General features: G+C 65.1%; 28 protein-coding genes. 10 read left to right on the top strand and 18 right to left on the bottom strand.

Going from position 1 to position 25,611, the window contains the following annotated elements; translation table 11 throughout:
- Positions 1–6 precede the first annotated feature (6 nt).
- Positions 7–1,014 (top strand): aldo/keto reductase, encoded by a 1,008-nt coding sequence (locus MVA47_RS11305; protein ID WP_247207985.1) that lies wholly within the window; start codon positions 7–9, stop codon positions 1,012–1,014.
- Here the strand turns inward: MVA47_RS11305 and MVA47_RS11300 are convergent.
- From MVA47_RS11300 to MVA47_RS11260, 9 genes are all read right to left on the bottom strand, one after another.
- Positions 986–2,371, bottom strand: a complete 1,386-nt coding sequence (locus MVA47_RS11300) for an aspartate aminotransferase family protein (RefSeq protein ID WP_247207984.1) — start codon at positions 2,369–2,371, stop codon at positions 986–988. The genes MVA47_RS11305 and MVA47_RS11300 overlap by 29 nt on opposite strands.
- Entirely contained in the window at positions 2,368–3,681 is a 1,314-nt protein-coding gene (locus MVA47_RS11295) for a M20 family metallo-hydrolase (protein ID WP_247207983.1), read from the bottom strand. Before MVA47_RS11295 ends, MVA47_RS11300 begins: the two co-directional genes overlap by 4 nt.
- Before the next feature lie 25 nt (positions 3,682–3,706).
- Positions 3,707–4,726 (bottom strand): TIGR03842 family LLM class F420-dependent oxidoreductase, encoded by a 1,020-nt coding sequence (locus MVA47_RS11290; protein ID WP_247207982.1) that lies wholly within the window; start codon positions 4,724–4,726, stop codon positions 3,707–3,709.
- A gap of 80 nt (positions 4,727–4,806) precedes the next feature.
- Positions 4,807–6,228, bottom strand: a complete 1,422-nt coding sequence (gene hydA, locus MVA47_RS11285) for a dihydropyrimidinase (protein ID WP_247207981.1) — start codon at positions 6,226–6,228, stop codon at positions 4,807–4,809.
- Positions 6,228–7,547, bottom strand: a complete 1,320-nt coding sequence (locus tag MVA47_RS11280) for a uracil-xanthine permease family protein (RefSeq protein ID WP_062800347.1) — start codon at positions 7,545–7,547, stop codon at positions 6,228–6,230. Before MVA47_RS11280 ends, hydA begins: the two co-directional genes overlap by 1 nt.
- A gap of 91 nt (positions 7,548–7,638) precedes the next feature.
- Entirely contained in the window at positions 7,639–8,049 is a 411-nt protein-coding gene (locus tag MVA47_RS11275; protein ID WP_247207980.1) for a VOC family protein, read from the bottom strand.
- Positions 8,050–8,065: 16 nt separating this feature from the next.
- Entirely contained in the window at positions 8,066–8,341 is a 276-nt protein-coding gene (locus MVA47_RS11270) for a 2Fe-2S iron-sulfur cluster binding domain-containing protein (RefSeq protein ID WP_247207979.1), read from the bottom strand.
- Positions 8,341–9,336: an isopenicillin N synthase family oxygenase gene (locus tag MVA47_RS11265; protein ID WP_247207978.1), complete on the bottom strand. Its 996-nt coding sequence runs from the start codon at positions 9,334–9,336 to the stop codon at positions 8,341–8,343. The genes MVA47_RS11270 and MVA47_RS11265 overlap by 1 nt, the downstream gene beginning before the upstream one ends.
- Positions 9,337–9,517: 181 nt before the next feature.
- Complete coding sequence (locus MVA47_RS11260; protein WP_247207977.1) at positions 9,518–10,507, bottom strand: isopenicillin N synthase family oxygenase; 990 nt, start codon at positions 10,505–10,507, stop codon at positions 9,518–9,520.
- 52 nt (positions 10,508–10,559) lie between these two features.
- Here MVA47_RS11260 and MVA47_RS11255 point away from each other — a divergent pair, with 52 nt between their 5' ends.
- The 3 genes from MVA47_RS11255 to MVA47_RS11245 are packed head-to-tail and all read left to right on the top strand — an operon-like array spanning position 10,560 to position 14,014.
- The gene (locus MVA47_RS11255) at positions 10,560–12,020 is read left to right on the top strand and encodes a CdaR family transcriptional regulator (RefSeq protein ID WP_247207976.1); all 1,461 of its coding nucleotides are present in this window, start codon (positions 10,560–10,562) and stop codon (positions 12,018–12,020) included.
- Positions 12,021–12,080: 60 nt separating this feature from the next.
- Positions 12,081–12,788: a FadR/GntR family transcriptional regulator gene (locus MVA47_RS11250; protein ID WP_247207975.1), complete on the top strand. Its 708-nt coding sequence runs from the start codon at positions 12,081–12,083 to the stop codon at positions 12,786–12,788.
- Positions 12,785–14,014, top strand: a complete 1,230-nt coding sequence (locus tag MVA47_RS11245; protein ID WP_374474175.1) for a CynX/NimT family MFS transporter — start codon at positions 12,785–12,787, stop codon at positions 14,012–14,014. The genes MVA47_RS11250 and MVA47_RS11245 overlap by 4 nt, the downstream gene beginning before the upstream one ends.
- Before the next feature lie 9 nt (positions 14,015–14,023).
- Here MVA47_RS11245 and MVA47_RS11240 read toward each other — a convergent pair whose 3' ends face one another.
- From MVA47_RS11240 to MVA47_RS11230, 3 genes are all read right to left on the bottom strand, one after another.
- Positions 14,024–14,947 carry an oxygenase MpaB family protein gene (locus MVA47_RS11240; RefSeq protein ID WP_247207974.1) on the bottom strand — a complete coding sequence of 308 codons (924 nt, stop codon included), beginning with the start codon at positions 14,945–14,947 and terminating at the stop codon, positions 14,024–14,026.
- 77 nt (positions 14,948–15,024) lie between these two features.
- Complete coding sequence (locus tag MVA47_RS11235) at positions 15,025–15,534, bottom strand: O-acetyl-ADP-ribose deacetylase (RefSeq protein WP_247207973.1); 510 nt, start codon at positions 15,532–15,534, stop codon at positions 15,025–15,027.
- Entirely contained in the window at positions 15,531–16,499 is a 969-nt protein-coding gene (locus tag MVA47_RS11230; RefSeq protein ID WP_247207972.1) for an ADP-ribosylglycohydrolase family protein, read from the bottom strand. Before MVA47_RS11230 ends, MVA47_RS11235 begins: the two co-directional genes overlap by 4 nt.
- A gap of 61 nt (positions 16,500–16,560) precedes the next feature.
- Here MVA47_RS11230 and MVA47_RS11225 point away from each other — a divergent pair, with 61 nt between their 5' ends.
- On the top strand, positions 16,561–17,193 hold the full coding sequence (locus tag MVA47_RS11225) for an NUDIX domain-containing protein (protein ID WP_247207971.1): 633 nt from the start codon (positions 16,561–16,563) through the stop codon (positions 17,191–17,193).
- Between the two features lie 91 nt (positions 17,194–17,284).
- Here MVA47_RS11225 and MVA47_RS11220 read toward each other — a convergent pair whose 3' ends face one another.
- Positions 17,285–18,397, bottom strand: a complete 1,113-nt coding sequence (locus tag MVA47_RS11220) for a zinc-binding dehydrogenase (protein WP_247207970.1) — start codon at positions 18,395–18,397, stop codon at positions 17,285–17,287.
- Between the two features lie 140 nt (positions 18,398–18,537).
- On the opposite strand from MVA47_RS11220, the gene MVA47_RS11215 reads away from it, so the two are divergent.
- Together MVA47_RS11215 and MVA47_RS11210 are read left to right on the top strand one after the other, a co-directional pair.
- On the top strand, positions 18,538–18,996 hold the full coding sequence (locus MVA47_RS11215) for a thioesterase family protein (RefSeq protein ID WP_247207969.1): 459 nt from the start codon (positions 18,538–18,540) through the stop codon (positions 18,994–18,996).
- A 6-nt stretch (positions 18,997–19,002) separates the two neighbouring features.
- Positions 19,003–20,223 carry a cation:proton antiporter gene (locus tag MVA47_RS11210; RefSeq protein ID WP_247207968.1) on the top strand — a complete coding sequence of 407 codons (1,221 nt, stop codon included), beginning with the start codon at positions 19,003–19,005 and terminating at the stop codon, positions 20,221–20,223.
- A 5-nt stretch (positions 20,224–20,228) separates the two neighbouring features.
- Here the strand turns inward: MVA47_RS11210 and MVA47_RS11205 are convergent, their stop codons facing one another.
- Complete coding sequence (locus MVA47_RS11205) at positions 20,229–21,470, bottom strand: glycosyltransferase (RefSeq protein WP_247207967.1); 1,242 nt, start codon at positions 21,468–21,470, stop codon at positions 20,229–20,231.
- An 83-nt stretch (positions 21,471–21,553) separates the two neighbouring features.
- On the opposite strand from MVA47_RS11205, the gene MVA47_RS11200 reads away from it, so the two are divergent.
- Positions 21,554–22,168, top strand: a complete 615-nt coding sequence (locus MVA47_RS11200; RefSeq protein ID WP_247207966.1) for a TetR/AcrR family transcriptional regulator — start codon at positions 21,554–21,556, stop codon at positions 22,166–22,168.
- Here MVA47_RS11200 and MVA47_RS11195 read toward each other — a convergent pair.
- Positions 22,051–22,944 (bottom strand): alpha/beta fold hydrolase, encoded by an 894-nt coding sequence (locus MVA47_RS11195; RefSeq protein WP_247207965.1) that lies wholly within the window; start codon positions 22,942–22,944, stop codon positions 22,051–22,053. The genes MVA47_RS11200 and MVA47_RS11195 overlap by 118 nt on opposite strands.
- Before the next feature lie 93 nt (positions 22,945–23,037).
- On the opposite strand from MVA47_RS11195, the gene MVA47_RS11190 reads away from it, so the two are divergent.
- A complete protein-coding gene (locus tag MVA47_RS11190) occupies positions 23,038–24,093 on the top strand; it encodes a hypothetical protein (RefSeq protein WP_247207964.1) in 1,056 nt (351 codons plus the stop codon).
- A gap of 12 nt (positions 24,094–24,105) precedes the next feature.
- Here MVA47_RS11190 and MVA47_RS11185 read toward each other — a convergent pair whose 3' ends face one another.
- Complete coding sequence (locus MVA47_RS11185; RefSeq protein ID WP_247207963.1) at positions 24,106–24,525, bottom strand: CoA-binding protein; 420 nt, start codon at positions 24,523–24,525, stop codon at positions 24,106–24,108.
- A 171-nt stretch (positions 24,526–24,696) separates the two neighbouring features.
- Here MVA47_RS11185 and MVA47_RS11180 point away from each other — a divergent pair, with 171 nt between their 5' ends.
- Positions 24,697–24,903, top strand: a complete 207-nt coding sequence (locus tag MVA47_RS11180; RefSeq protein ID WP_247207962.1) for a DUF2510 domain-containing protein — start codon at positions 24,697–24,699, stop codon at positions 24,901–24,903.
- A gap of 7 nt (positions 24,904–24,910) precedes the next feature.
- Here MVA47_RS11180 and MVA47_RS11175 read toward each other — a convergent pair whose 3' ends face one another.
- Together MVA47_RS11175 and MVA47_RS27050 are read right to left on the bottom strand one after the other, a co-directional pair.
- The gene (locus MVA47_RS11175) at positions 24,911–25,348 is read right to left on the bottom strand and encodes a GntR family transcriptional regulator (RefSeq protein WP_247207961.1); all 438 of its coding nucleotides are present in this window, start codon (positions 25,346–25,348) and stop codon (positions 24,911–24,913) included.
- Positions 25,342–25,602, bottom strand: coding sequence for a GntR family transcriptional regulator (locus tag MVA47_RS27050; protein ID WP_247207960.1), 261 nt, complete (start codon positions 25,600–25,602; stop codon positions 25,342–25,344). The genes MVA47_RS11175 and MVA47_RS27050 overlap by 7 nt, the downstream gene beginning before the upstream one ends.
- Positions 25,603–25,611 lie beyond the last annotated feature (9 nt).

The following is a 25,611-nucleotide window of genomic DNA, read 5'->3' as shown; positions in this document are numbered from 1 at the left end:
CCGGCAGTGGATTACGTCAACCTGGGCAACACGGGGTTGAAGGTGTCGTCACTGACGCTGGGATGCATGAGTTTTGGTGTCGCTGGACGCGGCCCCCACGAGTGGACACTCGACGAGGACGCGAGCCGCGACATCATCAAGCAGGCTGTTGACGCCGGTATCACCACGTTCGACACGGCGAACGTCTATTCGGCGGGCAGTAGTGAGGAGATCGTCGGACGCGCATTGGCTGACTTCACCTCCCGGGATGACGTGGTGATCGCAACGAAGCTGTACAGCCCCATGCGGCCGGGGCCGTACGGTCGCGGCCTGTCTCGCAAGGCGATCCTCGCCGAGACGGACAACAGCCTGCGGCGACTCGGGACCGACTACATCGACCTGCAGCAGATCCATCGGTGGGACTATGACACCCCCATCGAGGAAACGATGGAAGCCCTGCACGACGTGGTCAAGGCCGGCAAGGTCCGCTACATCGGGGCTTCGTCGATGTTCGCCTGGCAATTCGCCAAGGCGCTGCACACCGCAGAACTCGGTGGCTGGACGCGGTTCATCTCGATGCAGAACCACTACAACCTCATCTACCGCGAAGAAGAGCGAGAGATGTTGCCGCTCTGCGCCGATGAGGGTATCGGCGTGATCCCGTGGAGTCCATTGGCCCGTGGTCGGCTCACCCGGCCCTGGGATGCGCGGACCGCCCGGGCCGACACCGACGCGTTCGGACGCACGCTCTACTCCGCGGGCGATCAAGTGATCGTCGAGCGGGTGCTCGAAATCGCCGACAAGCGGGGCGTTGCGCCGGCAGAGGTTGCGCTGTCCTGGGTCGCCGCTCGCACCGCGTCCCCGATCGTCGGGGTCACCAAACCCTCGCATCTCACCGACGCGGTCAGGGCCCTCGAACTGACCCTTGACGACACCGAGGTGGATTACCTCCAAGAGCCCTATCAGCCACACCAGGTGGCGGCTTCGTCTGAGGTGCCGCTCGCCGTCAGCCGACCAACGCGTCGGCGACGGTGAGCGCGGCGTCGAGGATCTCCAGGCCTTCGGCGACCTCGGTCGGGCTCACCGTGCACGGGGGAACCATGTGCAGGCGGTTGAAGTTGGCAAACGGCAACAGTCCACCCTTTTTGCACGCGCCTATGACGTCGTTCATGGCCGCGCTGGTGGAACCGTACGGCGCCAACGGTTCTCGGGTGCCCTGGTCCTTGACCAGCTCCACCGCCCAGAAGACACCGATCCCACGCACCTCGCCGACGCTGCGATGTCGTGCCGCCAGCTCGGCGAGCCCGGGCCCGAGGACGTCGCGTCCGATGGCCGCTGCATTCTCGACGATGCCTTCTTCGGTCATCGCGTTGATGGTCGCGACGGCTGCGGCTGTCGCCAACGGATGGCCGGAGTAGGTCAACCCGCCCGGGTACACCCGGTCGGCGAACGTCTCGGCGATCGCACCGCTGATCGCGACACCGCCGAGCGGCACGTATCCCGAGTTCACTCCTTTGGCGAAAGTGATGAGGTCGGGCACCACTCCGGAGTGGTTGATGGAGAACCACTCCCCCGTCCGGCCGAACCCCGCCATCACCTCGTCCGCGATCATGACGATGCCGAACCGGTCGCAGAGTTCACGCACACCGGCCAGGTACCCCGGCGGTGGGACCATGATCCCCGCGGTTCCGGGCACCGGTTCGAGGACGATCGCGGCGATGGTCGCAGGACCCTCCATGGAGATGACGGCCTCGAGGTGCTCGAGTGCGCGCTCACACTCCTGCTGCTCGTCGACCGAGTGGAATTGCGTGCGGTACAAGAACGGGCCGAAGAAGTGGACCACCCCCGCGGCGCCGTAGTCGTTCGGCCAGCGCCGCGGGTCGCCGGTCATGTTGATCGCTGTGTCGGTGCCGCCGTGATAGGACCGGAAGCGGGTCAGCACCTTGCGCCGTCCGGTGTGCAGGCGCGCCATCCGCACCGCATGTTCGACGGCATCCGCGCCGCCGTTGGTGAAGAAGATGCGGTCGAGGTCACCGGGGGTGCGTTCGGCGATCAGGCGTGCAGCCTCGGACCGTGCCACGTTGACGTGCTGGGGTGCGATGGTGCAGAGCGTTCGTGCCTGCTCGGCGATGGCGTCGACCACTCTCGGATGTTGGTGTCCCACATTGGTGTTCACCATCTGCGAGGAGAAGTCCAACAGCCGGTTGCCGTCGCCGTCCCAGATGTGTGAACCGGACGCCGCGAGGATCGTCATCGGTGAGATCTGAGCCTGCGCCGACCACGAGTGGAAGACGTGTGCGCGGTCGAGTTCGTGGGCACGGCGGCCGGCCTCGCGTGCGTCGTCGAATGCGTCTTGGCCCCCGAACGGTGTGTTGTCGAACGTATTGGTCACAGTTTGCCTTCCACCATCCGCGCCACGGTCTCGGTCAGCACGTCGACCCCCGCGGTGAGATCGCCGTCGTGCGTGTATTCGTTCTCGGCGTGGGATACCCCGTCGACGCTCGGGATGAACAACATCACGGTGGGAACCACGTCCTTCATGTTGGTCGAGTCGTGGCCTGCACGGGTACGCACCTGCATGTGGCTGTGCCCGAGGGCATCGATCACCTCTTCGGCCAAAGCCACGCCTTCGGGCTGATAGGTATGGCCTTTCCAGGTGTGTGCGAAACGTCGCTCGATCTTGACGTCGGCGGCCACCTCGATCTCGGCGAACGCCCGGATCAACTTGGCGTCGGCCTCCTCGAGCAGCTCATCGGACGGCGAACGCAGGTCGAGATGCATGTCCACCTCGCGGGCGACCACCACCGGCGAGTTGGGGTACACGGTCAGCTGACCACAGGACGTGTGCAGGTCATCACCGTACTCATCAGCGAGTTCGCGCAGTGCCACAACAACTTTCGCTGCTCCGTACAGGGCATCCTGACGGTCGGCGATGGCGGTGGCGCCGGTATGGGATTGAGCGCCCAGCACCGAGATCTCGTATTTGTTGGCTCCCCAGGTGGAGGGCACCACACCCATCAGCACACCGGCCTTGTCCAGCTCGCGGCCCTGCTCGATGTGGATCTCGGCGTACGACGCGACAGCGCGGCCGCCGGCGGTGTGGTGGTCACCGACGGTGAAGACGTCGCTGTCGCCGAGCATGTCCCACGAGCCCAACGCCTGCGCCACGGTGGTCCCGTCGGCGTCGGTGGTGTCGAGGGCGGCCTGCAGGGCGATCTTCCCGGTGAAGACGCCACTGCCCTGCATCGACGGCTTGAAACGGGAGCCCTCCTCGTTGAACCAGTTGATCACTGCCAGGTTGTGCCTGGCATGCTCCGGATGGTCGGTGTAGTGACGGCGCAGCCTGTCCATCGCGTGGGCGGCGGCCAGCACACCGTACGCGCCGTCGAAGCGTCCGCCGCGTGGCTGACTGTCCAGATGCGAACCCGCCAGCACATAGGGCGCACCCGGCACGAGTTCGTAGAGGCCGAACATGTTGCCGACGCGGTCGTAGAGAACGGTGAACCCGCGATCGGTGAGCCACCGGCCCAGCCAGCGCCGGTTGTCGGCATCGGCGGCTGTCGCGGCCTGTCGTTCGACACCGCCCGCCGTGGTGGCACCGAAGGTCGACATGGTGGCGAAGTCATCGAGGAACGCGGTGTCGGACGCCGACGTCGATTCGACACGAACGGACCCGGAGGCGTGCGATCCGGAAGAGGTCATGACGGTCCTTTCTGTTCCGCGCCGGTCATGATCGCGCAGCGACTGTGGGCGCGAGGGCGGGAATGATCGTCTCGCCGTACGCGTCGAGTGTGGTGTCCTTACCGTCGTGCTGAAGGTAGACGGCGAACTGGTCGACACCGAGGGCGTGCAGTTCCTCCAGTCGCTCGACGTGACGCTCCGGTGGGCCGAGGATGCAGAACCGATCGATGATCTCGTCGGGCACAAATGCTGTGTGGCTGTTGCCCACTCGGCCGTGCTCGTTGTAGTCGTAACCCTGCCGGTTCTTGATGTAGTCGGTGAGGGCCGAAGGTACCTGCGCGCCGTCACCGCCGTATTTGTCGACGAGGTCGGCGACGTGGTTGCCCACCATTCCGCCGAACCAGCGGCATTGATCGCGTTGGTGGTCCAGATCGTCTCCGACGTAGGCCGGGGCGGCGACCACGATCGATACCGCCGCGGGATCACGCCCCGCCGCCTCGGCTGCCTGCTTCACGCGTTCCACCGTCCATCGGACGATGGCGGGATCGGCGAGTTGCAGGATGAACCCGTCGGCGACCTGACCGATCATCTCTAGGGCCTTCGGTCCGTACCCGGCGCCGTAGACGTCGAGACGCGACTTGCCCGCCCAGGGGAAGCGCACGGTCGTGCCGTTGATCGTGGCACTACGCCCGTTGCCGAGTTCCTTGATGACATCGATGCTTTCGCGCAATGTCGCCAGTGTGGATGGCTTGCCCGACAGCACACGCACGGCCGAGTCGCCCCGGCCGATACCGCACACCGTGCGATTTCCGAACATCGAGTTGAGCGTGGCGAACGTCGAGGCGGTCACCGTTGCGTCACGCGTGAGCGGATTGGTGACCATCGGACCGACGGTCACATTGCGGGTGGCCGCGAGGATCTGGCTGTAGATCACGTTCGGCTCCTGCCACAACACGTGGGAGTCGAAGGTCCACACGTGGCTGAAGCCACGGTTCTCGGCCGAGACGGCCAGTTCGACCACCCGCGATGCCGGCGGATTGCATTGCATGACAACACCGAAGTCCATGCGGTGTCTCCAATCGTTGAGTGCGGTGGTTGACCGTTACCGGGACCGCTGTCGGAAAAAATTGCCGGCGAGCCGCCTTCTCAGAGCAGGTTCTGTGACAGCTCGCGGCGCACGAACCGCCCGTCTGAGCTGGCTCCGAGGTAACTGCCACCATCGACGATGACCTTGCCCCGGGAGAGCACCGTCTGCACGGCGCCGTCGATCTCGAAACCCTCCCAGGCCGAGTAGTCCATGTTCATGTGGTGCGTTTTGCCCAGACCGATGCTCGTGTGACCTGCCGGGTCGTAGATCACCACGTCCGCGTCGGCGCCCGGGGAGATCACTCCCTTGCGGGGGTACATCCCGAACATGCGGGCCGGCGTGGTGGCACACACCTCCACCCACCGCTCCAGGCTGATGCGTCCGTCGACCACGCCCTGGTACATGAGGTCGAGCCGGTGTTCGACACCGCCGATTCCGTTGGGGATCTTGGAGAAGTCGGAGATTCCGAGTTCCTTCTGGTCCACCATGCAGAACGGGCAGTGGTCGGTGGCGACACCGGACACATCGCCGGTTCGGATGAACTTCCACAGCTCGTCCTGATGACCCTCGGCACGTGAGCGCAGCGGGGTCGAACACACCCACTTCGCACCCTCGAAGCCCGCGGCGCCGAGTTGTTCCTCCAGCGAGAGGTACAGGTATTGCGGGCATGTCTCGGCGAACACGTTGGCGCCCTTGCCACGTGCGGTCGCGATCTGCTCGAGGGCCTGCCGGGCGGACACGTGCACCACGTAGAGCGGCGCTCCGGTGACATCGGCGAGCATGATGGCCCGGTGCGTGGCCTCTTCCTCGAGCTGCCACGGGCGTGAGACACCGTGGAAGTACGGGGAGGTCTCTCCACGCTTGAGGTGCTGGGCCACCAATTCGTCAATGGCGATGCCGTTCTCGGCGTGCATCATCATCAATGCGCCGGTGTCGGCGGACTTCTGCATCGCCCGCAAGATCTGGCCGTCATCGGAGTAGTAGACGCCCGGGTACGCCATGAACAACTTGAAGCTGGTGACCCCTTCGGCCACCAGTTCGCTCATGGCCGAGAGGGATTCGTCGTTGACATCGCCGATGATCTGATGGAACCCGTAGTCGATCGCGCAGTTGCCCGCCGCTTTGTCATGCCACGCGCCGAGGGTGTCCTGCAATCGCTCCCCGGGTGTCTGGATGGCGAAGTCGACGATGGTGGTGGTGCCGCCGAAAGCCGCTGCACGGGTACCTGTTTCGAAGGTGTCCGACGCGGTGGTGCCACCGAATGGCATCTGCATATGGGTGTGCGCGTCCACACCGCCGGGGATGACGTACTTGCCGGTGGCGTCGATGACGGTGTCGGCGGTGGCGGAGAGATCGGCGCCGAGCGCAGTGGCGCCCGGTTCGACGAGCGCGACGATCGTCTCGCCGTCGATCAACACGTCGATGAGTTGTCTGCCGGTCGAGGACACCACCGTGCCGCCGCGGATGAGTGTGATCGACATCAGATCTCCTGCTTCTCCGCGCTGTGCGGACGTTCGGGGTCGGTCGGCCCGGTTGTGGCAGGCACTCGTTCGTCCACCACCACGGTGCCGCGCCACTGTCCGATCAGACGCATCACGTGGTAGATCACCACCGCGGAAATGGCGCCCAAAGCAATACCACCGAAACTCAGATCGCCGATCTTCCACGAGAAGTCGGCGATGCCGATGACAAGAGCTATCGCCGCGGTGAACTGGTTGATGGGCTTGGAGAAGTCCACCTTGTTGGTGACCCAGATGTGGACGCCGAGGATACCGACGAGGCCGTACAGCGCGGTGGTCACGCCGCCGAGAACACCCGGCGGGATGGACGCGATGACCGCACCCACCTTTGGCGATAGGCCGAGCAGGATCGCGGCGCCTCCTGCCACCCAGTAGGCGGCGGTGGAATACACCTTGGTGGCGGCCATGACGCCGATGTTCTCGGCGTATGTGGTGGTGGCAGAACCGCCGCCGCTACCGGCCAGCACGGTTGCGAGGCCATCGGCCGCCAGTGCCCGCCCGATCCGGTGGTCGTTGTTGATGCCGGTCATGGTGTTGATGGATTTGACGTGCCCGATGTTCTCGACGACCAGCACGAGCACCACCGGGATGAACATGGGCAGTACCGAGAGGTGGAAGGTGGGTGCGGTGAAGTCGGGCAGACCGAACCAGTCGGCCTGTCCGATGGGATCGGTGTCGACCTTGTCGCGGGCCAGGGCGATGAAGTAGCCGATCACCACGCTGGTGAAGATGGCGAGTCGACCGAGCAAGCCGCGGAACAGCACCAACGACAACAGCAGCAGCACAAGCACGATGAAGGCGGTGATGGCGTCTTCTTCGAAGTTGGTCTTGGCCGTGGGCGCGAGGTTGAACCCGACCAGAGCCACGATGGCGCCGGTCACCACCGGGGGCATCAACGCTTCGATCCAGCCGATGCCGACGAAGTGGACCACCACACCGATGATCATCAGCAAGGCGCCGACCACAACGATTCCCCCGAGTGCGCCGGACGGGCCGTGTGAGGCGCCCGCCGCGATCGTGGGGGCGATGATCGCGAAACTCGAGCCCAGGTAGCTGGGTAGCCGGTTACGCGTGATGATGAGGAAGAGGATGGTCCCGATACCGGAGAACAGCAGCGTGGTGGCCGGAGGGAAACCGGTGAGGACCGGGACGAGGAATGTCGCGCCGAACATCGCGACCACGTGCTGTAGCCCGATGCCGACGGTGCGCGGCCAGCTGAGGCGTTCGTGGGGCGCCACGACGGCGTCACCGGTTTTGAGTTGCCAGTCGAATATGGACATGCGGGCTTCCTTTCGGCGCAGAGAAGACCTGCGCCCGTGCGGATCTGATGATTCGACGGCACTGTCGAGGTGGGGCGGGATGGAGGAAACGTCAGGAAGGCTGTTCGAGCGTCAGGTGGTTGAGCCGAAAGGCGTTGCCGTCGGGGTCGAGCAGCACCGACTGCCACGCCCCGTAGTACGTCCGACCGGGTTCTTTTACGCAGGTTGCCCCGGCCGCCGTTGCGGCCGCGGTGACGGTGTCGACGTCGGCATCGGTGGGCAGTTCGAACGTCAGGAAGCTGCTCACCCCGTCCTGCTCATGGTGCGGGGCAGCGAGATTGAGCATCGAATAGGCAGTCGGGGCACTGAAACCCAGGATGGTGCCGCCGATACGAAGTCCCCGAAAGTGCTCCGAGCGCAGCTCGAGTACCTCGTCGAGTCCGAGCAGCTCGCGGTAGAAGGTGCTGAGCTTCTCGATGTCCGCGCTGAACACGCTGGCAAACGACAGGCTGGTTGTCGTCATTGTCGGGGCCTTTCGATCAGAGGTCGATCACCAGTCGATCCGAGAGGGATCGGCTGACACAGAGGATGATTCGCTTGCCTGCGGCTCTTGCCCGGTCGGACAGAACGGTGTCGCGGTGGTCAGGGGTGCCTTCGAGCACTGTGGCCACGCATGCGCCGCACTCGCCTTGGAGACAGTTGAACTCGGCGGTGGGCACCACATCGCGGACCACGGCCAACGCGGTCCGGTCGGCCGGTACCGTCACCACCCGTCCGGTGCGCCGCAGCTCGATCTCGAAGCTCGAGCCCGACATCAGCGAGGCGTGAGGGCGATCGTCTTGGCAAACTTTTCGGTGAGGTGGTCACCCGAACTGATCGGCCGGTACTTCGGCTCTTCCCCTGGCGCCAGGCAGGTGGGCAGGCATTCGATCATCGCGTCGTAGTTCGGTTGGTGGAAGAACACCAGGGACATCCGCCGGGTGTCGCCGGTCGCGTCGGGCCGTGGCGTACGCACACGGTGCCGGGTGGACGTCCACTGGTCGTTGGTCCACTGCGCCATCAGGTCTCCGATGTTGACCACCAGTGCACCCGGGACAACCGGCACCGGGATCCAGTCCCCGTCCATGGTGAACACCTCGAGTCCACCGGGCGCCTCTTCCTGCCGGACGATGGTCAGACTGCCGTAGTCGGTGTGGGCGCCCGCGCGCATCTGACCCGGCTGGGGCGGTGTGGTCATGTGCGGGTAGTTGATGGCCCGGAGCATGCTGATGTCCTTGTCGATGGTGTCGACGAAGTAGTCGGGATCGAGTCCGAGTCCGCGGGCGAAGGCACTCATCAGGTTGCGGGAGAGGCCGTTCATCGCGCGGAAGTACGTGCTCCAGGCTTGTTCCATCTCCGCCGGACGCTGCGGCCACTGGTTGGGCAGGAAGTGCGGACCTGCGTTCTCCACCGAGAAGTATGGGTCGTCGCGATCGAAGTCGACCGGGCCCACGTCGAACTTCTCGTGCAGGTCACGCGGCTGGTGGACATCCTCGCTGTAGGAGAACGCCTGCTCCCCGATGGACGAGTAACCGCGCACGGTGTCCGGGCTCGGCTGAGCGACGTGCCGCTTCTCGGCTTCGGGGAGCGAAAAGAACTCGTCGGATGTGCGGTACATGTCGGCGATCACCTGAGCGTCGATTCCATGATTGGTGATTTGGAAGAACCCGATCTCGCGGCATGCATGGTCGAGTTCGGCCGCCACCGCGGCCTTGGCGTTGTCGTCGTCTCCGTGCAGTGCGGAAATGTCGATCACCGGTACTACAGACATCTGCAGGCTCCTCACTTGTCGTCTGCATCGAGTCTGTTTGCGATGCAAGCAACCAACAAGAGCACCGATCACCGATAGTTCGCGCCGCCACCTGTCACATCACCACATCGGAAACACATGCGTAACAGTGGATTACGTGGACGTTTCCTGCCGCACTCGATACGTAACACCGCGATCGGTGTCAATCGGCGGTGCGCCGGCCGAAGGTGGTCTGCCGTACGTACTTCTCGGCAAGGTGGTCGCCGGCACGCAGTGGGTCGGGTACGGCCGTCGGATCCGACGCCGCAAAGGGCGGTAGGGCCGCAACCGACACATCAAAATTGGGGTGTTGGTAGAAGGCGAAACTCAGGCGCGAGCTGTCGAAGGCCACCGATCGCGGCGGATTGGCCGTGCGGTGCAAGGTGGCCGGCCAATGATCACCGGTCCATTCCGCGAGCAGGTCACCGGTGAGCACCACCAACGTGGCCGGGGTGGTGGTGACCTCCAGCCATTCGCCGTCGGGGTCGAGTACCTGAAGGCCTCCCGGCGACGACTCCGCGGAGACCACGGTGAACGCGCCGTAGTCCGTGTGAATGCCGGCGCGCGCCTGATGTGCCAGGGGCGGCTCGGGTTGAGGCGGAAAGTACAGTCCGCGAAGCATGCTCATCTCGGTGTCGAACATCGGCGCAAAATGATCCGACGGCAGACCGAACCCCTCTGCCGCCAGCGACAGCAGTTCGGCGCCGACCCGCTGCATGTGGCGGTAGTAGTCCTCCCACACCGCTCGGAACCGCTCGGGAAATCGCGGCCACAGATTCGGATAGGCCATCGGGCCGGCGCCGGGCTGCCCCACCGTCGGGCCCGACACCGGGCCGATGTCCATCTTCTCCTTGAGGTCGCCGTGCGATTCCTCGTCGAGCGAGTAAGCCATCCCCTCGGATCCGAGTCCCGTCCAGCCGCGGACCTGCTCAGGCGCCGGCTGCCTCACGGCTGCTTTCTCTGTGTCGGACAAGAGGAAGAACTGCCTGCTCACGCTGTACAGCTCGGTGAGCAACGAGGTCGGGATGCGGTGACCGGTGAGCAACGCGTAGCCGGTGCGGGAGCAGGCGGTGTCGAGCAGCTCGATCTGGCGCGCCCGTGTTTCGGGGTCGCGGGAGGCTTCGAGCAGGTCGACCGGCGGGATGGCGAGCACGCGACTACTCTGCCTGACGAACCTGCAGTGTGGTTCCCAGAGGAGGATCGACGTGCCGAAAGGGAGAGCCACACCGGCTGGGCTCGCCGGGGTCTCCGGCGTCCAGATGGCCACCTCACCCGCCGGAATCGACACCTCGATCACGTCGGTGATCGACCTGGCCCATGCACGGGACCACCTCACGCTCGACGAGGCCGTTGTGACGGTGGAGTGGAAGCCCACCCGGCCCAGCGGCCCACTTCCAGATCTGTTGCCGATCCTGGATCCGGTGCTGGCAAAGAAACCTGTGGCAGTACTGGTCAGCCCCATCCGTCCGGTCAATCCGCCCCGGCAGCTGGTGGCTCGCGCCGAGCGGGCGGGGGTGTGCTTGTTGTGGAACAGCGCACTCGTGCCACATGCCGATCTCGTCGTGTCGTTCGAAAGACAGTTGCAGCAGTCGGACGAGGTTCGTTCCGAGACCGGGCCCCGCGCGGCGTCCGTTCCCGACGACATCCTTGCCGCGGCCGACGACCTCGACAAACTGCTCGACCGTCTGGGCCGGTTCCTCGGCGCCGGCCTACACCTCTCCGACGTCGCGGGCCCCACCGATCCCGACGTCACCTCGGTGCGATTGTCTGCTGCGTCGGTGGGCGGACCCGTACTGGAAGTCCGCCGCGACAAGGCCCTCACGCCAGACGAACTCCTGATCCTGACGACGCTCGCGCCCATCTTTCGCCTGCACGCCAGGCTCGCCGACACAGCCACCGACGAAGCCGCCGCGGAAATCGCCCGCAATCTCAAACACATCCTGGGCGACGACCTTGTGCAACGCGAGACGAGCTTGCGCAAGAGCCGGCGGTTGTCGCTGTTCGGGCGCCATCGCGTCGTCTGTCTGGGCATCGAACCGTTCGGCATCTCGGTGGACTTGAACGGGCTGCAGCAGCTCAGAACCGCGATGACCCCGGTGGCCCTGCGATTCGATCCCGATTCGATCACCATCGTCAACTCTGGCACCGTGGTCGTGATGATCCGTGCGACAGTCGATTTCGATGCCCTGGCCCGTGCGCTGTACCGGTCGGTGCAGGTTCCGCTGGCGGTCGGCGCCAGCGAGGAGGTCGACGATCCTCGCAGCTATCCGAGTTCGTTCCGGCAGGCCGGCCGTGCCGTGGCGGTCGGCAGACGCGTCGGCGCGATCAACCGGGTGACCAGATACCGCGACCTGGGTGTGCTCGGCCTGCTGTACCAACTGCCCGAACACGCCCGCCGCAGTTTTGTCGCCGAGACACTGGGCTCGGTTGCCGGTCCGACACCGGACGGTCTCGATCAACGGCGAATCCTGCGAGTGCTGCGGTCCACCGACTGCAACATCACCGAATCCGCACGGGAGCTGTACATCCACCCCAACACGCTCCGAAGCCGGATTGCCCGAATCGAGCAGATCACCGGGCCGTTCATGAATGAACCGGAGCGGCGGCTGACGATTTTCACGGCGTTGTCGATGTTCTCGCTGGACAACAACGTCGAAGGCGAATAGGCCGCCCCTTCCGATCCCGGCCGCTCGGCACCATCAAACATGGGATGTTAGGTTGTTTCCATGCGAACGGAGACGACACAGGTACCAGCCGAGGCGGCGTCCATCACTCGGCCGAGACGTACAAGTGAACTCGTCGTGGAGCGCATTCAGGAGTTGATCCGGTCGGGTGAGTGGGCCGTCGGCGCGAGGATCCCGGCCGAGCCCGACTTGGTGGCCCAGCTCGGCGTCGGGCGCAACACAGTACGGGAAGCCGTTCGCGCGTTGGAACATTCAGGCTTCCTGGAGCCCCGGCGCGGCGATGGTACATACGTGCGCAGCCGCAATCTCATGGCCGCTGCCATCGGTCGGTGCGTGGAGAACTCCGAGATCCTGGAGCTGCTCCAGGTGCGACGCGCCCTCGAGCGCGAAGCCGCCCGCTCGGCAGCGTCCACCAGGAACGACGATGACGTACGGGAACTCGACCGACTTCTGACCGAGATGCGCGAGGCATTCGGCGCCGAAGACCTCGATCGATACATCAACGCGGACATCGCTTTTCACACCGCCATCATCACGGCCTCGGGCAACGGGCTCCTCGGTGAGCTCTATGCCGGAGTCGCAGAGGTGATGGCACGCACCCACGCGACCGTCATCGCGGCCGACGCCCAATCACACCCGCATCCGACCGGACATGCCGAAGTGGTCGCAGCCATCCGGGATCGCGACCCGGTGGCGGCAGAGGCGGCTGTCGCCTGCTACCTCGACCGCTCGATCGAGGTCCTCTCATGACTGGCCCTCTCACGAATCCGGGCAGTACCGCTGTCGCGGTGGGCCCGCCGTCGACGTCCCCGCGACGGCCCGGCCGCACCGCGGCGATCTTTGCCGGCCTGGCGATCATGGTGGTGGCAGCGAACTTACGGCCCGCCGTGGTGGCCGTCGCTCCCCTGGTCGACGACATCAAGGCTTCTGAGGGCTTCAGCAGCGCCACCGCCGGGCTCCTGACCACCCTGCCGGTGTTGTTCTTCGGACTGGTGTCGCCGATCGCGCCGCGACTCGTCCGCCGGTTCGGTATCGAACGCACGGTGTTCGGCGCAATGCTCCTGTTGCTCAGTGCAATACTGCTCCGCCTCGTTCCATCGGTCCCGGCGCTGTTTGCCGGATCCGCTGTGGCCGGCGTCGCGATCGGCATCTGCAACGTGGTGCTGCCGGCATTGATCAAACGGGATTTTGCGCACCGATCAGGTTTGATGACCGGTCTCTACTCGATGACGCTGTCCGGAGGCGCGGCCCTGGCAGCGGGCCTGACGGTTCCCATCTATACGGCCGTCGATGACCAGTGGCGCATCGCCTTGGCATCGTGGTCGCTGCTGACCGTCATCGGGCTCGTCCTGTGGATTCCGCAGCTCTCACGCAAGCACCGGATGGGCGCCCGACCCGCGCTTACTTCGCTGTGGCGCAACAAGATCGCCTGGGCGATCACCATCTACATGGGTGCGCAATCGCTGATCTTCTACACGTTCACCGCGTGGCTTCCCGAGTACCTGATCGATGGGGGCATGGCCAAATCCGCAGCAGGCGGTTTGTTGGCGCTGGCCCAGACCGTCGCGCTGCTCATGTCGCTGCTGGTTCCCATCATCGCCGGGCATTTCCGCGGCCAGCGTGTGATCACCCTGTTGGCGTGCGTGGTGAGTGCAGTCGGATTCGCCGGACTCATCGGTACCGACCACTGGACAGCGTTCTGGGTGATCTGTGTGGCTGCCGGGCCGGGGGCATCGATCAGTTTGGCGCTGTTGTTCATGGTGTTGCGCAGCTCGAGTCCTGCCCAGACCGGGCAGATATCGGGAATGGCACAGGCCGTTGGTTACTGCCTCGCCGCGGCCGGCCCCTTGGCCATCGGCGCCTTGCATGACATCAGCGGTTCATGGCCGCTGGCCATGGGCGTGCTGAGTCTTGCTCTGATTCCTCAGGCGCTGTCAGCTCTCCTCGCCGCAAAAGACGTCAAGATGCCCGCGTGACATGCCCGATCACTTGGCGAGGGTGTCCGCGGCTGCCTGCCCCGAAGCCACCGGAGACGAATCGCCGTGCGCCACAGGGCATCCACGGGGGAATGTGCCGAGCGCGGTGACGTCGTAGCCATCAGGGTAGGTACGAATGTTCGGGAGGTCGCGGGCATGCAACGGCGCCTTACGGACGGGGAACCAGCGGACCAGCCTGCCCCGCGCACGGAGCGCTGCGCGCGACACGGCCCGGACAGCCCGTGGCGGATGCCGGTAACCGAATGCGTCGAGTAGGGCGTCGTCCATCAACGAGCGCGCAAAGATGTTGATCAACCAGGCCGGGGCCTTGTCGTTCGGCGGGAACGTGGTCATCAAGGCCAGCGTCGAATCGGCGACCTTGCGCGCACCGTCGTTGTAGGCGAAGTTCTTCTGCTCGTAATCGTCGAGGAAGTGCTCGAACTCGGTGTAGGTGGCCGGAATCTGCTTGATCCCCATCAGGGTTCCGAGACGGCGATAGTAGTTGGTGGCGGCCACCACCTCGTTGTGATTGAGCTGCCGCCAGCCGTAGTCCTCGATCCAGCGCACCGGGGTCACCACGAATGTCGCGAGTACGTAGAGCATGTCGTCGTTCGAGATGTCGTAGGCACCGTGCATCTGATTGATGCGGCGGATGCTCGTCCGCCCGGTCTCGCTGTCGAGTCCGTGTTCGAGCACACCGTCGAGGAGCAGGGTGGTGTCGTCGTAGCGTTTCTGGACTTTGTCGGTGAACTCTCCGGTGTCGAACAACAGTTGGCCCACGGACGGCACCGCGTACGTCCGGAACAGCGCGAAACTCAGTGCCTGGTTGATGTCCCAGGGGAACTCGATGGTCGCGAGCAGCCGGTTGATCTCCTCGAAGTCCTTCTCGGGGTCGAGCTGGCTGGTCTTGGAGCGCACTGCGTACCGATTCATGGGGCCTCCTGTGGTGCCGGTCACTATGACCTGCTGACAGCTTAGCCCCGGTACCGAGTGTTCATCAGGCGACCCGGTCAGCCGACATATTGCCTGCTCAACTGGCCGATTGCGCGCGAGAAGGCCACGAGAGTCACCAAGTCCAGGTTCACTTCGGCGGTCTTGATGGCGGAGACCTGACGGGACACCGCATCGGCGACGGGCCACCCGTACGCACCGGCCGAGATCAACGGAAAGGCGACAGAAGTCGCCCCCAGTGACCGTGCCAGCAGCAGGCTGCGCTGGTAACACGCCCGCAGGTCAGCCGACCGGTCGTGACGCGCCGAGTAGCGCGGCCCCACCGTGTGAATCACCCACCTCGCCGGGAGCCTTCCCGCCGTGGTGGCCACCGCGGCTCCCACACCGAGGCCGTCGGGAAGTGTTGTTGCACGGACGAGCCGGCACTCATCGAGTATCTCGGGCCCGCCCACGCGGTGGATTGCGCCGTCGACACCACCACCGCCCAACAGCGACGAGTTCGCAGCGTTGACGATCACATCGGCTCGCGTGGTGGTGATGTCTCCGATGACGACGTCGATGATGGTCATTGTTTGTCCTTTCGTGCCGTGTCGCCCGTTTCGACGTTGGGTGAAGTCGGACCCGCTGCCTCACCGACGATCCGGCGTACGGTCGCGGCGAGGTCGACCGAAGTGTGGCCGGGATGGCCATGGAGGAGGGACTTCCATTCCGATGGGATCGCCGAGGCTCCTCGGCAGGCTCCCACCAGTCCGCCGGCGATGGCCGCGGTGGTGTCGGTGTCGTTACCCGCACGCACGCAGTACTCCAATGTCTCGGGCAGATCGCAGGCAGCCCTGGTCAGCGCCCACCAGGCGGTCTGCAGCGCATGCACCACCCAACCGTTGTTGGGAAAGTCTGCCGGCGAACCGTTTTCGGTGATGTCGAGCAACGGTCCCCAATACGCACGGACCGATGCAGGCGCCTGCTCAAGATAGATCCGCACCCCGTCAGGCGACCCGGTGAGTACCGCGTGCCGGATTGCACAACTCCACATCTGACACGCTTCTCGTGCGCGTTCGTCGTAATGCGTGAGATCGCTGATGGCACCCGCAGTGCGCACACAACCCCCGGGGTCGTCGAGAAACGCCAGGGCCACTGGCGCCGTACGCATCAGGGAACCGTTGCCACCGGTGCGTCCGGTCAAGCTCGCAGCCCTGTCAGTCATCTCGCGTGCCGATCGACACCGGCCGCTCAACACCGCCCGGGTCTGCGTACCGATATCAGGTGGGCCGGAGTCGTACCAGCGCACAAACGACCTGGCGATCGCATCGAGATCGGCGTGGCCATCGGTCAATCCGTCGGTCACGCAGATCGCCATCGACGTGTCGTCGGTCCACTCACCGGGGTCCCAGTCGAACGTCCCGCCGCCTTTCATCCGGATCTCGGTGTGCGCCGCGGGGTAGGTGAACTCGTAGCCCGCGCCGAGTGCGTCTCCTGCTGCCGTCCCGAGCAGGACCCCGAGGGCCCGGTCGAGCTGTTGGTCATCGAGAACCATCGCTTCTCCTTAGATCAAAGTTGAGCTAAAGGTTAGCGCAGATGTGCGCTAACATCAACGGATGGTGTGGCTCGATGCGGCAGGTAAGGCTCTGACCGACTACGACCGGCCGTCGGTTGCCGTCGACGTGGCTGTTCTGACTGTGCACGGCGACGAGCTGGCCGTGCTGGTTGTGAAGTCCGAGCGCGGCCTGGCGCTACCCGGTACCTTCCTGCACCGGGGTGAGACCCTCGCCGATGCGGCGAGTCGCGCCTTGCAGACCAAGGCAGGCATTCGCGGCCTGGCCTTTCATCAACTCGGCATGTACGACGACCCGTCACGGGACGATCGCGGGTGGGTCTTGTCGATGGCACACGGTGCGGCAGCCATGCGCCGGCATCTTCCCGACGACGCGCTGCTCGTGACGATCACCGGCGAGTCACCTTCCGAGGACCTCACCTTCGACCACAACATCATGGTTTCCCAAGCGGTACAAGACATTCGGGTTCGCTACTCGAACAGCCCTGACCCCGACCGGCTACTCGGCGATCAGTTCACCCTCTTGGAATTGCGGCGCCTGCACGAGGCGATCTTCGGTGCCACATTGGTCAAAGACACTTTTCGCCGTCGTTTCATCGGAGCTCTGGAGGGCACTGGCGAACGCGCCACAGCCGACACCGGACGGCCTGCCGAGCTCTTCCGCGTCCGTCGCTGACTCCCCGGCGCCCACACCCTCCGACTCCAGTCACATCCTCCGACTGCAACCGGAGGATGTCGCTGCAATCGGAGGAAACGCGGCGGGTCGGTCAGTCGAACATGATCACCTGACGGATGGCCTTGCCGTCGGCGAGCTGGTCCATCGCGTCGTTGATCTCGTCGAGCCGGATGCGCGAGGAGATGAGCTGTTCGACGGGCAGGCGCCCCTCGCGCCACATCTGTGCGTACCGGGGGATGTCGCGACTGGGCACGGCTGATCCCAGATAACTCCCGACGATGGTCCGAGCTTCAGCGGTGATGGTCAACGGCGAGATGCTTGACCTTGCGGCCGGAGCGGGCAGGCCCACCGTCACGGTGGTTCCACCAGGGGCCGTAGCCGCAAAGGCGGTCTCGAAAGCCTTGGCGTTACCGGCGCACTCGATGACGTACGTGGCCTTCACACCTCGCTGCGTCACATCCTGCGGCGTGTACACCTCGTGCGCGCCGAGCTCTTGGGCGAGACCGAGCTTGTCTTCCATGGTGTCCACCGCGACGATCCTCGAGACGTTCTGCGCCACAGCGGTTATCAACGCTGCCATGCCGACGCCGCCGAGGCCGACGATCATGATCGAATCCTGCGGTGAGGGTTTGGCGGCGTTGAGCACCGCTCCCCCACCCGTGAGGACCGCACAACCCAGGACGGCGGCAATGTCGGCGGGCACGTCGTTGCCCACGGACACGGCTGACGCGGCATCAACCACCGCGTGAGTGGCAAACCCCGAGACACCCAGATGGTGGTGAATCGGCCCGCCGCCACCGGGTGACGAGAGCCGGCGGCCGCCGTGGAGCATCTCGCCGGCGTTGTTCGCGACCGATCCCGGTACGCATGGGAGCCGCCCGCCCGCCGCGCAACCCTCACAGTGCTCGCACCGCGGCAGAAACGACATCACCACGCGATCGCCGACCTCGATGTCGGCGACCTCTGAGCCCCGTTCACGCACGATGCCGGCTGCCTCGTGACCCAGCAGCATCGGGACCGGTCGTACCCGGTTGCCGTCCACCACACTCAGATCGGAATGGCAGACACCCGCTGCCTCGACCTGGACGAGCAGCTCGGTAGGTCCGGGCGACTGCAGCTCCAGCTCGCGCACCGCAATAGGTGTGGACTGCGCGTAGGGTCGCGCCCGCCCGATCTCCTCGAGAACTGCTCCAGTGATCAACATGTGCGCGCCTTTCCAGCTCGGCAACAGCCCAGATCCACCAGGCACCTCGTAGTCTCTATCCGGGACGACCAGCCAACCGGGCGTCCCATGACGACGTCGACCACGATAGGGCAAGCCCCGAGAACGGAGATTCGAGGCCGGTGACCACAGGTCCGCATCCATCGCCCGACGACTATCCGGTGCTGTGGCCGATCCCGACCCGCTGGCACGACAACGACCACTACGGTCACGTCAACAACGTGACGTACTACTCGTACTTCGACACCGCGGTGAACGCCTGGCTGATGTCAGCCACGGGCACCGACATCCGTGACCTCCCGGCCATCGGGATCGTGGCCGAGACATCGTGCAACTACCTGCGCGAACTGAGTTTCCCGGACCAACTGCTGGTGGGCATATCGGTGGAACGCCTCGGCACCCGCAGCGTTGTCTACGCGTTGGCGATCTTCCGTAGCGGCCCGAACGGCGACCATGCCATCGCCGCGACCGGGCGATTTGTACATGTGTACGTAGACCGCTCGTCGCGCAAACCAGTCGACATCCCACCATCCATCCGTTCGGTGATCGCCGATCTCGCCGGCTCGTCCGCAGAGAGCTGACGCGACATGGGAACCGTGGTCACCTCGTTTTTCTGGATCGTGGGGTGCGCGGTGCTCGCACCCCTCGTCGCCGGGCTGATCCCGGGCAAGCGGATACCCGAGGTTGTGCTCCTGCTCGTCGGCGGAATCCTGATCGGGCCGCATGCCCTCGATTGGGCCGTCGAGGGCAGCGAGATCGAGATGCTTCGCGAACTCGGTCTCGGAATGCTGTTCCTGCTGGCGGGATACGAGGTCAAGACATCAGAACTCGTTGGCCGAGAGGGCCGTCGAGCCTTCTACACCTGGATGTGCTGCCTGGCGATTGCCTTCGGCGCCACGTTCGCCCTGGGTGCCACAGGCCTGTTGACCGCCGAGAGCGCAGTGGCCATCGCTCTGTGCTCCACCGCGCTCGGCACGCTGCTCCCCATCCTCCGCGACAACGGACTGCTCGACACCCGACTCGGACAGACGGTCCTCAACCACGGCGCGTTCGGAGAGGTGGGGCCGGTCATCGCGATGGCGGTACTGCTCGGCACGCGCGGATCGCTCCAATCCACCGTTGTCCTCATCCTGTTCACCATCGCGGCGGTTGCCGTCGGACTGGTGTCGGACCGCATTCTGCGGCAGCAGACCTGGCTGACGAAGTTGGTGTCCGCCGGCGCGGAGACCACCGCCCAGACCACCGTCCGGGTGACGATGTTCTTGCTCGTCGGACTCATGGTGCTGGCCTACGAGTTCGAGCTGGACACGGTACTGGGAGCGTTCGCAGCGGGGTTCATCCTGCGGCGGCTGCTGCCCGAGGGACATGAGTCACTGGAAACCAAGCTGGACGGAATAGCTTTCGGCTTCCTGATCCCCATCTTCTTCATCACCTCCGGCATGGGTATCGACATCGCGGCGGTGTTCTCGAAACCCGGCCTCCTGGTGGTGCTGGTACTCCTGATCATCGCAGTGCGCGGCCTCCCCGTATTCATCGCCACCCGATGGGATCGGGGGCAATCAGGCACCGAACCGCCCTTTTCCATCGCCGAGCGTGCGCAACTGGGCCTGTACTCCGCGACCGGTTTGCCCCTCATCGTGGCGGTGACAGGCGTTGCCGTGGCGGCCGGTGAGATGACCGAAGCAAACGCCTCGGTGCTGGTGACCGCAGGTGCGGTCACCGTGTTGGCGCTGCCGTTCACGGCGTCGATGATCGGAGCCCGGCGCAGGAAAGACCGCGCGTCGCTGGTCAGTCCGGACAACACCTGACACTTTCAGCGAGCTGTGTTCGGCGTCGACACAAGGGCACCCGCCGCGTCGGCGAATGCGGCCGCGGGATCCGATTCGGCGAGGCCACGGGCGACCTCGACGACTCGCGGCCGCATGGCAACGGCGGCGTTCACCGCCTGGCGCAGCTTGGGAGGGGTGAGCTTTTTTGCCGGTATCGACACTCCCACACCGGCTTCGGTGATCCGGCGTGCGATTTCGGGCTGGTCGCGGCCGAAGGGAACAGCGACAATCGGCACCCCGGCACAGGTGGCCTTGCCGACGATGCCCATGCCTGAGTGGGTGACAACAGCGGCGAGCTTGCCCATGATCGGGCCGTGCGGGACAAACTTCACCTTTGTGATGTTCGGGGCGTCCGGTAGGTCAGCCTTCTCGTAGGCGTCGGCGAGCGTCAGCAGAACCCGAAACGGCTGATCCCGCAATGCTTCGACGGCCGTCCGAGCCAGTGATTCATCACCCTGATAGTCGGTCGAACAGGTCACGAGTATCCATGGGTCGCCCGGTTCATCGATGAAGTCCGGTGCCGCAGCCGGTGGATCCCACGGTTGGAACCCGACCATGTGCACCGAGGTCGGCAGCTGCGAGCGGTCGTACTCCAACGGGGCACCGGTCATACAGATGACCGCATCGGGCTGGTCGTACAGATCCAGCGGGGACGCGAGCGCCGTCAGCCCGGCCGCACTTCGCAGCTCGTTGATCCCAGGCAGCATGGCCTTGCCGAACATCTTCTCCACGACGGGCCACATCAGCGCGTCGCGCACAGCGCCGGTGATACCGGCTCGAGGAGCCAACCCGAGTCCGTACGGCGGAATCCCCCTCTCGCGCAGAGGAAGCAGACTCGGCAGGGTCATCGCCCAGGGTAAACCGCTGACTTGAGCTCGAATCTGCGCGCCGTAGGCCATACAGTCGACCAGCAGTACATCTGGCCGGAGGCGCTCAACGGTCCGGTCGAGGTCGGGGCCGTCGAAACGCCCGCGATCGATGAGGTCGCGTTGGCCCGACCTGAGTCGTTCCGCGTCGTTGGCGGCCCGGAAGTCGGTGACCTCCACCTCGAGGATCCGTTCATCGACGGCCTCAGCACTCAATCCCGCAGCACGGAGATGAGCAACTGCATCCGGTGCGGTGCGGACCTGGATCTCGTGGCCACGACGCTGCATTTCGAGCAGGCCGGGGACCAAGGGGAACACGTGCCCCAGCGCGGGTGGTGTGTAGGCGAGTATGCGAGCCATGGTTTCTCCCTGGTGGGGTTGTCGGATATTCGCTAGTATGGGCTCATATTCGTTTTTGTCAACACCAAGCCAAAGTAGGTGTAGTGACCGTATCGAAGAGGACCTACCGGATGGGCGCACGCGCAAGGGCGGCCCAGCAGACTCGCGAGCACATCCTCGACGCCGCAACCGCACTGTTCAACAACCGCAGTTACGGCGACGTCACGATCGCCGACATCGCCGCCGCGGCAGGGGTATCGGGACAAACAATCACCAACCATTTCGGGTCGAAGGACAACCTTTACCTCACCGGCATCTCGGAGCGATTCATCCCACGCGTCAACGAGATTCGGTCCGGTGTAGTGGCAGGCGACGTCGCCTCCATCGTCGACGCGGTCCTCGCCGGCTACGAGGAGTCCGGTGAGTCGACGGTGAAGATGCTGGCCCAGGCCGACACGTTCGAAGCCTTGGCCGACGTTGCACGCGAGGGGCGAAAAGCGCACCACCGGTGGATATCTGAGGTGTTCGAACCACAGCTGAGTCAGCTTGCCCCACGCAGGAGAGAACGCCTGCAACGAATGTTGTGTGTGCTCCTCGACGTTCACACTTGGCACCAGCTACGCAGGCAAGACGGCCTGACCGCGCGTGCGGTCAGGACCGAGGTGACCGAGGGGATCCGATCGATGATGGCCGGGTCGGGTGTGCATCTATCCGAATGACATACCGCCAGTCGACGGCTGTGCCTACCCCCGAGGAAATCGAGCACCCGGCGGTTGAATTCCGAGGGGCGGTCGCGGTGCACGCTGTGGCCGGCCTCGATTGCGGTGAAGTGCCCGTCGGGCAGGGCCTCGCTCACACTGCGTAGGTGCCTGGGCGGCAAGAAGCTTTGTTCACCACCCGAGATGACCAGCACGGGCGAGGTGATCACGTTCAGAGAATCCCACCAGTCGGTGTCGATCACCTGGAACTGGGTCGCGACGAGTTGGGGCATCCGGTGGTCGAAGCGGATCACCGGGCTCGGGTAGCGGGCGAACGACCAGGCTCCCCGGAGCCGTTCAGGCCACCCTCCCGCCGACGGCGCGATGTTCTCGTCCAGGTCGGCCTGTCCGCGGGGCATGGGCGGTATCTCTTCGAGCACCAGCCGGCGGATCCGGTCGGGCGCGGCCATCGCCATTCGCGCCACGGTGTGTGCGCCCAGCGAATGCCCGACCACATCGACCTCAGCCACACCCAGGTCATCGAGTACAAAGGTCAGGTCATCGCGGAAGTCATCGAGCAGGTAGTCCCCCGATCGCGAACTCCTGCCGTGACCGCGCTGGTCGTACGTGATTACCGTTCGGCCAAGCGCTCGCAATTGCCTGGCCAGCGGGCGCCATGTCTGATGATCGCCGCCCATTCCGTGCACCAGCACCACCGGCCGATCTGTCACCGGACCCGACGTTCGCACCGCGAGGGTGATCGATTCGGCGCCGGATGGCCGGGTCAGCGTGTCCACCGACGCCACGGTAGTCAAACGCTCACCAGCGCGCCTGTCACGCCCACCGCATCGCCGGTTTCGTGCGCCATGTCTCGCCGGTGCGGATAATGGGTGAGCATGGTGTACATCTCGGCGATCATCGGCTTCGTGCTGGTCTTTGCCACGAGTGCACTGGTGCTGGTGGGGACCGAATGGATCAAGTCGATCGACTGGGCGGCCCGGTTCCGCGCGGCGTCCGAGCGACGCGCGCCACCCCCGGTCGAAGCGACCGGCGAATCCGGGTCGACGTCACCGGCAATTACCGACTTCGCCCCGCCTGCGCCGCTTCGTCGGCGATCCGAGGGCGGTGACGGACTGTCCGATCTGGCCAAGACCACGGCCACGCCGTACTGGATCGACCACCAAGGAGGGACGCGTCCCGGCGAGTCGATTGCCATCCGGTTCGCGTTCATCGCCGTCGACACGTGGCGGGGCGACGAGCCCCGCATCGACATCGATCGTCTCCTCGACCGAGACTCTGGGCAGATCGACGATTGGGCCGTCCGCACCGACGAGAACAACTACCCGCGACCACTGCGACGGCAGCTGCGCCAATCCACCTTGTCGCCGCACGACCAGGCAACGATCGACGAGATGCGGGCGCATCCCATCGGCAAGCTCGCCTACCTGGCGTGTTCGACGGCGACGGCGATCGAGCAGAGCCGATCCTGGAAGCACGACATCCTCGACAACAAGATGATCCGGGTCGACCTCGATGCCGAGGTGGCAGAGATCAGTCGCAGCTGCGCGCGGCTTCGTGCCTCCGTCGACAAACTCGGGGCCGGTCCGCCCGACGACCTCGGCGACGACCTCGAGCTCACCGCCATCCACGCTGCGCGGTCGCAGGTGCATGACGAACGGCTGGGTGTGCTCGTCCAGCGACTGGAGGCGTTCACCCGGTACCGCGCAGGCGTCGAGCAGGTGGACCGTCAGCTGGCAAAGCTCGAATGGGTGATCAGCGTTGTGGTCGACGACGATTCGGACGAGTACGTCGCCGCGGCCGAGGACGAGCTGGGGTCGGAGCGGTTGAACCGCGCGGCCGAGGAGTTCGACACCGTGGCAGGCACGATCATCGAGACCATGCTCACCGACGCGAAGCGCCTTTCGCGGATCGTGCGCTACTCGTAGGCGCCTTACGGGTCAGCGTGGCGCCGACACGCCCAGTCGCCGCTGTTCGATGATGAGGCAACGGTCTTCCACGTACAGCAGGCCCGCATTTTCTGCGATCTCGCGAGCCTCGGCCGACGCGATACCCAGCTGAAGCCACAGTGCTGTGGCCCCGGCGGCCACCGCCTGCCGGGCGATCTCCGCCGTCTGGTCAGAGGGACGGAAGACGTCGACGAGGCCAATTTGTTCGGGGATGTCGGCCAGTGTTCGGTAGACAGGTTCCCCGAAGAGTTCGTCGGCTTTGGGGTTCACCGGGATGATCCGCCATCCGTGGTCCTGCATGTGGACGGGCACGGTGTGCGCCGCCTTGGCAGGGTCGGCGCTGGCCCCGACCACGGTGATCGTGTCGTACTTGCTCAGGATCTGTTCGACGACATCATCGGTGTTCGACATGGTGAAATCCTAGGGTCCTCAGGTACGGCCGCGACGTTCGCCCGGCCTCCTTCGGTCAAACCGGCCATCGAATCGGTTTCTTCCCAGATGCACTAGCCCGGAGGTTGGATTTCCGTCGGCCCCTGTCCAGGACCCCGCACGCCGAGACCCGCGGCACGACATACTCAGATGATGGAGCCCTGGCAGATCATCCTGGTGGTAGTCATCGTCGTAGTGGTCGTGGGCGTGATCATCGCCCTCGTCCAAGCGGCTCGAGCAAGAAAGCCACCGACACCCGCCGACTGGTACCCCGATGAGCACGACCCGAGCATCGAGCGCTACCACAACGGCTCAGGATGGACCGACCGGACGCGGCCGAACAAGGAAGACGACTACTGACAGACCACTAGTCGAACTGGGTCAGCAGGTGGGCCTCGGCGTCGTGCAGATACGTGTCCATCGCAACCGCCGCGGCCTCCACGTCACCTGACGACAGCAGATCCGCGATCTCACCATTGCGCTGCACGTAACGTTCGTGGAATTGCCGGGCCGACCCGGTACGAAAGAAGACCAGGCGCATCTCGGCCAGAAGAAGATTCATCTCCACGTCCAGCCGGGCACTACCGGCCTGAGCGACCACGGCCCGGTGAAAATGCTGATTGGCGCTCGCGACTGCATCGCCGTCACCGCGCGCCAGGGCTTTCTGTCCTTCGGCGACCGCCGCCCGCATGGCGTCGTGTTGGGGCCGGGCGTGGGCACCCACCCTGATGGCTCCCGTCTCGATCACCCGACGCGCCCGGTAGACGTCGCGCACGTCGTCGGCGGTGGGCGTACGGATCAACACCCCCTGTTGGGTACCCGCTCGAGTATGCGTTCGGAGATCAACTGGCTCAGCGCCTCGCGCAGGGTGTTGCGAGAGATGCCCAGTGCCCGGGCGATTGCTTCTTCGGGCAGACGAGCGCCGGAGCGAAGGCGGCCTTCGTCGACCTGCGCGCGCAAAACGGACGCTGCACGTTCCGCCGAGGAAGTCAGAACAACTTCGGGACGAGCGGCTTCGAGCGCGCCGAGAACGCTGTCGAATCCGGATTCCGTTTCCACGAACCGAGT

This window comes from Williamsia sp. DF01-3, from assembly GCF_023051145.1.
Lineage (GTDB): Bacteria > Actinomycetota > Actinomycetes > Mycobacteriales > Mycobacteriaceae > Williamsia.
This window is presented reverse-complemented; position numbering and strand designations above follow the sequence as displayed.